At 68.6% G+C, this 9,317-nt stretch carries 7 protein-coding genes and 1 pseudogene; 3 read left to right on the forward strand and 5 right to left on the reverse strand.

Going from position 1 to position 9,317, the window contains the following annotated elements:
- Positions 1 to 9: 9 nt before the first annotated feature.
- Positions 10 to 1,527, reverse strand: a complete 1,518-nt coding sequence (locus ACFWBF_RS19800; protein ID WP_385603217.1) for an APC family permease — start codon at positions 1,525 to 1,527, stop codon at positions 10 to 12.
- Positions 1,528 to 1,815: 288 nt separating this feature from the next.
- Between ACFWBF_RS19800 and ACFWBF_RS19805 the strand changes: the two genes are divergently transcribed.
- Positions 1,816 to 2,073, forward strand: coding sequence for a transposase (locus tag ACFWBF_RS19805; RefSeq protein WP_385603220.1), 258 nt, complete (start codon positions 1,816 to 1,818; stop codon positions 2,071 to 2,073).
- A 101-nt stretch (positions 2,074 to 2,174) separates the two neighbouring features.
- On the opposite strand, the pseudogene ACFWBF_RS19810 reads toward ACFWBF_RS19805, so the two are convergent.
- The 4 genes and pseudogenes from ACFWBF_RS19810 to ACFWBF_RS19825 form a co-directional block, all read right to left on the reverse strand.
- Positions 2,175 to 3,273: pseudogene (locus ACFWBF_RS19810) on the reverse strand (transposase).
- Between the two features lie 309 nt (positions 3,274 to 3,582).
- Positions 3,583 to 3,750, reverse strand: a complete 168-nt coding sequence (locus ACFWBF_RS19815) for a transposase (protein ID WP_385603223.1) — start codon at positions 3,748 to 3,750, stop codon at positions 3,583 to 3,585.
- Between the two features lie 44 nt (positions 3,751 to 3,794).
- The gene (locus tag ACFWBF_RS19820; RefSeq protein ID WP_385603226.1) at positions 3,795 to 4,478 is read right to left on the reverse strand and encodes a 4'-phosphopantetheinyl transferase; all 684 of its coding nucleotides are present in this window, start codon (positions 4,476 to 4,478) and stop codon (positions 3,795 to 3,797) included.
- Complete coding sequence (locus tag ACFWBF_RS19825; RefSeq protein ID WP_385603229.1) at positions 4,475 to 5,350, reverse strand: metallophosphoesterase family protein; 876 nt, start codon at positions 5,348 to 5,350, stop codon at positions 4,475 to 4,477. Before ACFWBF_RS19825 ends, ACFWBF_RS19820 begins: the two co-directional genes overlap by 4 nt.
- 494 nt (positions 5,351 to 5,844) lie before the next feature.
- Between ACFWBF_RS19825 and ACFWBF_RS19830 the strand changes: the two genes are divergently transcribed.
- Complete coding sequence (locus ACFWBF_RS19830; protein WP_385603232.1) at positions 5,845 to 6,885, forward strand: ketoacyl-ACP synthase III family protein; 1,041 nt, start codon at positions 5,845 to 5,847, stop codon at positions 6,883 to 6,885.
- Between the two features lie 104 nt (positions 6,886 to 6,989).
- Entirely contained in the window at positions 6,990 to 9,281 is a 2,292-nt protein-coding gene (locus ACFWBF_RS19835; RefSeq protein ID WP_385603235.1) for an FAD-dependent monooxygenase, read from the forward strand.
- The last annotated feature ends 36 nt before the right edge of the window (positions 9,282 to 9,317 follow it).

A 9,317-nucleotide genomic window follows, 5' to 3' on the forward strand; every position in this document is an offset into this window, starting at 1 on the left:
CGGGGGGTGTCAGACGTTCGCGGCGGAAGGGGAGGCGTTCTCGGTGCTGGGATCGGTGCGTTCGGTGGCGTCTTCCAGGACGATCCGGCCGATGACCTCGTAGCGCTCGGGCGCCTTGAACTTGAGGTAGAGACCGAGGGCCAGGCCACCGAGGAAGACGGCGACGACGATCCACGGGATGAGGGTGAAGACGAGGGAGTCGGCGGCGAGTCCGGCCGCGGTCTTCATGTTGATGACCAGCAGGATCACGACGGCGCTCATGGCGATCCCGCCGAGCAGGGGGGCGGTGAACGTCTTGAACCAGTGCCGGTCTTCGGGATGGTTCTTGCGGAAGTAGCCGATCACGGCGAAGGAGCAGAGGGTCTGGACGATGAGGATGGCCATGGTGCCGAGGATCGCGAGCAGGGTGTAGAGGTGGATGTAGGGGTCCTGGCCGGTGAGCCAGAAGGCGGCGACGAGGGCGATCGCGATGGCGCTCTGTACGAGGGAGGCGACGTGTGGGGAGCCGTGTCGGGGGTGGGTGCGTCCGAGGGCCGGGTGGAGGAAGCCCTCGCGGCCGATCGCGTACAGGTAGCGGGCGGCGCACTGGTGGAAGGCCATGCCGCAGGCGAAGGACCCGGTCAGAAGCAGCCACTGGAAGGAGTCGACGGCCCAGGAGCCGATGAAGTGCTGCGTGGGCGCGAAGAACAGGTCGAGGGGGTTGGCGGAGGCGGACAGCTCGACGGACTTGGTCAGGCCGTTGCCGGCGATGGTCATCCAGGAGACGAAGATGTAGAAGAGGCCGACGCCGACGACCGAGATCAAGGTGGCCTTCGGGATGACCCGCTTGGGGTCGCGGGATTCCTCGCCGTACATGGCGGTCGATTCGAATCCGACCCAGGACCAGAAGGCGAAGAAGAGGCCGAGGCCGGCTGAGGTGCCGGTGAAGGCGTTCTTCGGGTTGACCGGTTCCAGCGGGATGCCGTCCGGGCCGCCGCCTGCGAGGAGCACCGCGGTGGCGACGGCGAAGAGGACGGCTATCTCCCCGACCAGCATCACGCCGAGTGCCTTGGCGGTGAGGTTGATGTCGAAGTGCGCGAGGACGGCGGTCACACAGAGCATGACGGCCGCGTACAAAATCCACGGGAGGTCGACGCCGAGTTGATCGTGCACGGTCGTCTTGGCGAAGTACGAGAAGACGCCGACGATCGAGGCCTCGAAGACGATGTAGGCAAGGACTGCGAGCATGCCCGACGCCATCCCCGCGATCCGGCCCAGGCCGTGGGAGATGTATCCGTAGAACGCACCGGCCGCTGTGATCCGCTTGGCCATGGCCACGTAGCCGACGGCGAACACCGTCAGGACCAGGGTGGCGAAGAGATAACCGGCCGGGGCCCCGATGCCGTTGCCGAAACCGACGGCGATCGGCAGGTTGCCGGTCATCGCGGTGATCGGCGCCGCGGTGGCCACGGCCATGAACACCACCCCGACCAGACCGACCGAGTTCGCCTTGAGCCTGTGGACTTCACCGCTGGGACTGTGGGACATGAACGTCCTCTCAACGCTGGCGGCGGGTAGCCGACGGGAAGGCCGCCACTCTCTTACCGCGTGACCCACACCACAACCGACAGAAAGACATCCAATCGGCCCACGAAAACGACGAGTTGTCGGCCCGTCAGACAGCAGAACCGAATGCGTAACCGCCCGGAGATGTTCACGGAACCGGAGAGATGCTAGGACTGCGACGACCCCGACGTGGTCGATGATGCGGTCCGTCGCCGACTTGGACACACGAACAGCGGGGCGAGCCGGCGCTCGTCAGGTTCGTTCGCCAGTATGCGGCGACCGGCTGGACAGAAACCCCCGGCGGTGGTGATCACGGCCGGGCAACGGGGCGACTCCCCGCAGCTCGAGCCGCTCCTTGAAGCGATCCGGGCGCCCCGGCCCGGGCCCGGCAGACCGCGCAAGCGCCCGGACCGGGTTCGGGCCGACAAGGCGTACGACTCCCGCAGCAACCGGTCCTACCTGCGCAGACGCAATATCAAGGCAGTCGTCCCGGAGAAGAAGCAGGCCGCCCACCCAAGCCCTAGCTGAAGGACATGGAGTCCCGATCGCCGCACCTTGGTTCCTACGCGGTACGGCCGGCCTCCGCGACCTCCATCACCCGCACGGTGGCCAGGGCGAGGTACTCGTTCTCACACTCCGTGGGGTCGACCTCGGCGAAGAACGCGGAACGCTTCGGGGGTGTCGCAGCGGCGATTCTTGGTCCTGGGCCCCGACCACCCAACACGCTGGTCTCTGCAACAACCTCGCGTACGCGTACCAGTCGGCGGGACAACTCGCCCCCGAGAACCTGCCGTAGCGAAAACAGCCGAGGCGGAACCGCGCGAGCGGTAGGTGCAGCCAGCGGAGCTGAGCGCCCAGGGTGAGGCGCCTGCCGAGGACTTCCATCGGCACAGTGGAATGGCTCCGTACCGGTCGGTGTTGGTGACAGTGACGGCGGCGACGTCGCCCCATGTGGCCGGGTCACCGAAAACGAACTCACCGCCGTGCTTGGGCGGGCGGCCGCCCTGCGGCGGGCAGATCCACGGCACCGGGACCGACTTGCGCATCACCATGTCTGGGCGGAGTCGGCCGAGTACCTCGACCGGTAGATCACCGAGCAGGTGGGCAATGCGGGGTGCGTCGTAGCCGGCGTCCAGCACGACCAAGATGCTCGGGTCCCCAGCTGCGCTGTCCGGCTTCCACGAGGCGTTCGACGACGTCGCGGACCTGGTCGGCGGTGACCGCGGCGAGGTCGGCGCCGGGCTCCAGTCGGATCGCGTCCAGCAGTGCAGTCCACGAGGTGCGGCCGGCCTCCAGGGCGGCGACGATCGAGTAGGGCCAGCCGGGGACCATCTGGCGTTTGCCCAGGCCGCGGCCGAGAGTGTGGCAGAAGGATCGGTCCGAGCAGGTGTCGGCGTCCGGCCGAAGCCACGGGGAGACATCCACAGCCAACACCAGGCGGCCGTCGCTCGCGCGGGGAAGCAGCACGCCCGCCAGCATGCGACGAAGGCGGGCGACGTCAATCCGGCTCCGGTTGATCCCGGAGTACAGAGCCCCGTGCCCGCGACGGTGTTCCGGCGCGAGCGAAAGGTCCACGAGGGTCCGGACCGGCCCATCGGTGCACAACAGCGCGTCGCACAATTCGAACAGGGCATCCGCCCGCGACGTCAGGCACGCGTACAGCTCGGACCGGAACTCCGACACCGTCGCGAACGGGCCTCTTTGAACGCCGTGCTCGACCCGTTCCACGATCCCGGCCTCCGTGCTGCATCATCGCTGAGCACAGCATCCGGCTCGCGCCTTTCACACAGCCGATGAACTGGGGAAACCCCCACCAAGTTCGAGCCTCGTTCGACGCCGGAGGCTAAATGGCAAGCTGAGTAGGTCGCACGCGCGTTGGACGTTGTCGTTGCTTTGCTTCTCCGCCTCGATGAACGGGTGCACCGTCACCGGGTCTCCTTCGCGAAGGAGGGCGTGGCCCGCTTGAGGATGCCGGCGTCCTCGCGCAGGCGGCGGTCTCCCGCCGTGGCGCGGCCAGCTCCTCGCGGTCGCTGCTGGTCAGCCCGTCACGCTCCCCCGCGTCGACCGGGCCTGTTTGACCCAGTCCCGCACCGCAGTCTCGGTCAGATCGAAATCGCGCCGCCGGCACAGCTCGACGAGCTCGGCCTTGAACTCCGGCGTGAACGAACGGCGAGGGCGAGGCTTCTTCTTCCCCGTGCTCTCCATGATGGACATCCTCCCGGGGACGAACCCCTGATCTCGAACGTCCGTCAAAGCGGATCGAGCCCCATCCGCTCATCGACGGCGATCACGACTGAGGTGAGCAGCAATCCGCCGCCCGCGTGCCACGTGCCGTCGAGCATGTGGTGGTGGCGGCCTGCGATGACCACGCCCGGCGTCCGCAATCGGGCCCGGAAGGTCCCGGCGGACGCGTCGAAGCTGATGGCCGCGTCGAAGAAGCCGAGTCGGTTGCCGGTCGCGGGGAAGCATGCCTTGTAGACGGATTCCTTGGCGCTGAACAGCAGCCGGTCCCACGCGGTCCGGGGATGCAAGAGACGCAGGTGCCGGACATGGTCCTGTTCCTCCGGCCCGGCGATGGTGGGCAGCACGCCGGGCTTCAGATGGCGATCGGGCTCCGCGTCAATGCCGATCGCGGTGACGTACCGGCGCAGGGACACCGCCGCAGCCCGGTATCCCGCGCAATGGGTCATGCCCCCGACCACGTCGGAGGGCCACCGGGGCGCGCCGTGAAGGCCCGGGAGCAGGGGAACAGGTTCGACGCCGAGTCGCGCCATGGCCCGGCGCGCGCACATCCGTACCGTCGTGAACTCGGCGCGTCGCAGCGGTACGGAACCGGCCACGAGATCAGCCTCCTCCGTGAAGAGGAACCCGCCCGGCGGGTCCCCGAACTCCTCGGCGGCTGCGACGTGCGGCGGCAGCAGGGCAGCGATCACGCCGCACCGCCGGGGGCCGGCAGGATCTGCACCGGCCAAGGACGGTCGACGGCGCGCTTCAGGCGTTCCCGAGGGTAGCCGAGGGACACCTCCTCGAAGCGGACCCCGTCGTGCCACGTGGTACGCGGAATGTGGAGGTGCCCATACACGACGGCGGTCGCGCCGTACCGGGTGTGCCAGTCGGCCGTCTGTTCGCTGCCGCACCACTGCGCGAACTCGGGGTGGCGCAGGACAGCGGTCTCCTCCCGTTTCAGGGGGAAGTGGTTGACGAGTACGACCGGCAGTGCGAAGTCGATCTCGGCGAGCCGTCGTTCGGTCTCCGCCAGACGTGCACGGCACCACGCGTCCCGCGTCGGATGGGGGTCGGGGTGCAGCAGGAACTCGTCGGCGCACACCACGCCGGTCGCCACCGCCCGCGCCAGGGACTCCGCCTTGGTGAGCGTGCCGGGCGCGCGGAAGCTGTAGTCATAGAGGACGAACAGGGGCGCTACGACGGCCGGCCCGCCGTCGCCCTGCCACACCGCGTACGGGTCCTCCGGGGTCAGCACACCGATGGAGCGGCACAGGTCGACTAGGTGCGCGTAGCGTTTCTCGCCGCGCAGTCGGCAGGGGTCCTTCGGATGCGTCCACAGCTCGTGGTTTCCCGGGGCCCAGATGACCCGTTCGAACCGCCGCGCCAGGATGCCCAGCGCTCGTTCCACATCAGAGACGAGCTCGCCCACGTCGCCGGCGACGACGAGCCAATCGCCTTCCGATGTCGGGCGTAGACGCTCCAATACCGAACGGTTCTCGGCGTACGCGACATGCAGGTCGCTGACCGCGAGAAGCCTGGCACTTGTTGTGAGCAACCCGCCGGGGTCGGCCTCCGTCACAATTCCCTCCCGTGTCGCAAGATACCTCATTTGATTTCCGCGGTTTCTGTCGGGGTGGGCACGTAAAACAGAACCCCACACCCTGTTTGTTGAATCTTGCATGGTTGTAGTGGGTGGGATCAGCATGGGTTGCACCAGCGAAGGATGCGGCCGGGCGGCCGGTCAAGGTTCCAGCGTCAGAGGATCGATCTTGAAGCCAACCTACGGGGAAACATGGCCGGTTTTCGTCTATCAAGGCAGCAGATCCATTCCGCTTGCGCCCGTGCGCGCTTGGCCCGTGCGGCCTGGCTGCGGGCAAACAGCAAACGGTGAAACTCCACTTCAAGTCCGGGCCGGCGGCGCCCTTGAGCCACTGACCGCCGGACAGGTGGGGTCAGCCCATATCGCCTTGACAGATCGCCTGAGCGGTTGCCAGGGTGGTCGTAGATCAACGGTGCACGGATTGGGCTCTGGCCTGCACATCTGTACATCGTTGCAACGGGGGAGAGGGTTCGGTGAAGTTAGCGCAAGAATTTATATTAAATGTGGCCACCTGGATTCCCGACGGCAGGGAAAGCGCGAGCGCGATGGTCGCCGCCGGACGTTTGACCGTCGGTGACGCCGAGGACCTGGCACTCACAGAGGTGCCGGTCTCGGAAGATCTCGCGGCACCCGAGATGGCTGTTCGAGCCGCTCGCCGTGTGCTCGCCGACGCCGCGTGGGACCCGGCCCGCATCGCCCTTGTCGCCCACGGGTGGACCTATTACCAAGGGCACGACTTCTGGTCGCCGGCCCATTACATCGCCCATCACATCGGCGCCGGCGCCGCTCTGCCACTGGGCGTGCAGCAGATGTCCAACTCCGGGGCGGCTGCTCTGGGGATCGCAGCGCAGAAGCTGGTCGCCGATCCGCGGGCCGAGGCGGCCCTGGTCACTACCGGGGACAGGTTCTCCCTGCCCGGCTTCGACCGGTGGGCGTCGGACTACGGCGTGGCCTACGGCGACGCCGGTACGGCCGCGCTACTGCGACGCCGGGGACCGGACGAGCGTCCCGGGGCTCTGCGTCTGCGCTCCTTGGCCTTCGTCACGGACGCCTCCTTCGAGGAGATGTACCGGGGACGCGACCACTTCAGCGTCGCGCCTCTCGCGCACGGCGGCGGCCGCGTCGACGTCAAGCGCCCGAAGAAGGCCTACCTCGAAATGCACGGGGGCATCGAAGGATTCCGGGGCGCGGCCTTGCGGTGCGTGAACCGAGTACTCCGGCTTGCCTTGGCCGATGCCGAGGTGGAGACGGAGGACCCCCGCATCGCGTGCGTGGTCCTGCCCCGGTTGGGCGACAGCGTTCTCGACCTCATGTACCGCCCCGCGCTGGACGCTGCCGTGAAGGCGGAGGTCTTTGCCGTGCGCGAGTCCAGCGGCCACCTCGGAGCCGGCGACCTGCTGGCCAACGCCGAGCACATCGTGGTGTCCGGGGCACTGAAGTCCGGAGACATCGCCGTGGTCCTCGGCGGCGGCGGCGGCTTCACCTGGTCGTGCGCAGTCCTGGAAGCCCTGTAGCCACGGGACCAGGCCGCCGCCCGGAGCATCTCGGGCGTCAAGTCATTTCTCTTTCCCGGCAGGCGACTTCGCGTCCCAGGCCGGAGCGGAAGGAAACCCAAGCAGTGAGCAACGCATACGACGTGATCATCAACGGCGCGAGCGTCGGCGGATGTACCGCGGCCATTCTTTACGCACAACAAGGGGCACGGGTGGCTCTGTTGGAGCGCCGCTCCGACATGGACGCGCACAAGGTCCTGTGTACCCATTACATCCAGGCGTCCGCGTACCCCGTCATGGTGGCGACTGGTCTGGACAAGGCACTGGAGCAGGCGGGAGCCATCCGGAACACCGCCCACTACTGGACCCGTTGGGGCTGGATCAGACCGCCGCACGACGCGGCCGGCGCCCACGGCTACAGCGTGCGCCGGGAAACCCTCGACCCGCTGCTGCGGCGCCTGGCCGCAGGTACCGAGGGCGTGGACCTGAAGCCGGGCCACACGGTGAACGAGCTCCTCGTCGAGGACGGCCGCGTCGTGGGCGTCGCCGGCACCGCCGGCGAAGAGGCCTTCTCCCTACGCGCCCCGCTCGTCGTCGGCGCGGACGGCAAGGAGTCTACGGTCGCCCGACTGGCGGGGGCCCGTGCCGAGACGACGGAGAACGGCCGCTTCAGCTACTTCGCGTACTTCAAGGGCCTTGCCCGGCAGGCGGGTGACGCCGCACGCGTCTACTACCTCGAGCCCGACAACGCGTACGTCATGCCGATGGAGGACGACGTCACCGTCATCGCGGCCGTCGTGTCGAAGCCGCGCCTGGGCGACTTCAAAGCCGACCTGGAAGGCGCGTACATGAACTTCGTGCGCTCCCTGCCCGAGGCTCCGGACATCGACAGTGCCGAACGGATCTCCAAGATCATCGGAACGGTCAACTACCCGCTCGTCTCCCGCGAGCCGGCCGGCTCGGGATACGCGCTGATCGGCGACGCGGCTCTGGCCAGCGATCCCCTGGCGGCCGTGGGGTGCGCCTGGGCCATGCAGTCGGCCCAGTGGCTCGTATCGGAGAGCGCGCCCGCCCTCACCGGTGGGGGCGACGCGACGACCGACACCGCCCTCGACGCCGCGCTCCGCAAGTACAGCGCGCGCCACACCGCGGAGACCGGGCCCCACCACCACCTCATCGCCGACTTCGCGACGGCCCGTCCCTTCAACGAGATCGAGGAGTTCTCCTTCTCCGCAGCCGCGCGCGACCCCGAAATGGCCGCGCACTTCCACACCTTCGGCTCCCGTCTCATGACGGTGGAGGAGTTCCTGTCCCCCGAGATCGTGGCGCGCATGGAGAAGGTCAACGGACACGGCCTGTCCGAGGCCGTGCTCCGGCAGTTGGCCGGCGAGGACGCGGCCGGCGGGGACGAGGACGGGGGTGCGAGCCGAACCAGCAGCACGGGTCACACGCACCAGGAACTGTGGGACGCGTGGAACCGGCTCTGGAACGGCGACTACGCCATCGCCGACGACTACGTCTCCCGGACCATGCGGGTCAACATCCCCGAGTTCGGCATGCCCGACCCCGCGACGCTGAGCGACGGCCCGCAGATCGCCGCCTGGATAGCGGCCTTCCGGTCCTCCTACGCCGAGGACGCCGCCATCACCGGTGAGCTCGGCCCCTTCTTCGTGGGTGACTACGCCATCGGCCGCTGGGTCTTCCGCGGCACCTGGACGGGCGACCGGCCCGCGACGGCCACGGCTGCGCCGGGCACCGAAGTGACCTTCCGTGGAGTGGACATCCTCCGCTTCGAGGACGGCCGGATCGCCGAGTACTGGCTCAGCGACGACCAGCTCGACCTCTATGCCCGGCTCGGCGCGGTGGCAGGCGCCGAGTCCGGTGATTCGCAGCAGGCGGCACTCCCCGCCCGCCTGGCCGGACTCAGCCCTGACGCCGGCCGCGCCGTACTGGTGGAGCGGGCGCTGGACCTGGTGGCGGAACTCCTGGAGGACGAGAAGGTGAGTGCCGCCGCCGGCGCCGCGACCTTCCTCTCCCTCGGGCTCGATTCCCTCACCGCGGTCGAGCTGCGCAACCGCCTGCAGCAGGAAACGGGCCTGCGGCTGCCCACCACGATGGCCTTCGACTTCCCGACCCCCCAATCCCTGGCCGGCCATCTCTGGACGCGTCTCACCCAGACGGCCGCCGCCGACCCTGCGGATCCCTTCGACGTGCTCGCCCGACTGGAAGAACTGGCGCCCGCTCTCGCCGATTCCGGCCAGGAAGCGCTCCGTAGCGAGATGGCCGACCGCCTCGGCATTCTGGCCAAACGCCTCGCCCCGGCCCCCGGCGCCGCCGGGGAGCAGATCGAGGAGGCCTCCGCCGCGGAATTGTTCGCCTACCTCGACAGCAGGCTCGGCGCGGCCGAGGACCGATGACCCGTCACCGCCAGACGAGTCAGCCCGCCCCCACGC

The sequence above is a fragment of the Streptomyces sp. NPDC060028 genome, from assembly GCF_042736725.1.
GTDB lineage: Bacteria > Actinomycetota > Actinomycetes > Streptomycetales > Streptomycetaceae > Streptomyces.

Bases quoted from the DNA above. Each gene is read 5' to 3' on its own strand.
- ACFWBF_RS19800 (WP_385603217.1), bottom strand. From the start codon at position 1,527: ATGTCCCACAGTCCCAGCGGTGAAGTCCACAGGCTCAAGGCGAACTCG.
- ACFWBF_RS19805 (WP_385603220.1), top strand. From the start codon at position 1,816: ATGCGGCGACCGGCTGGACAGAAACCCCCGGCGGTGGTGATCACGGCC.
- ACFWBF_RS19815 (WP_385603223.1), bottom strand. From the start codon at position 3,750: ATGGAGAGCACGGGGAAGAAGAAGCCTCGCCCTCGCCGTTCGTTCACG.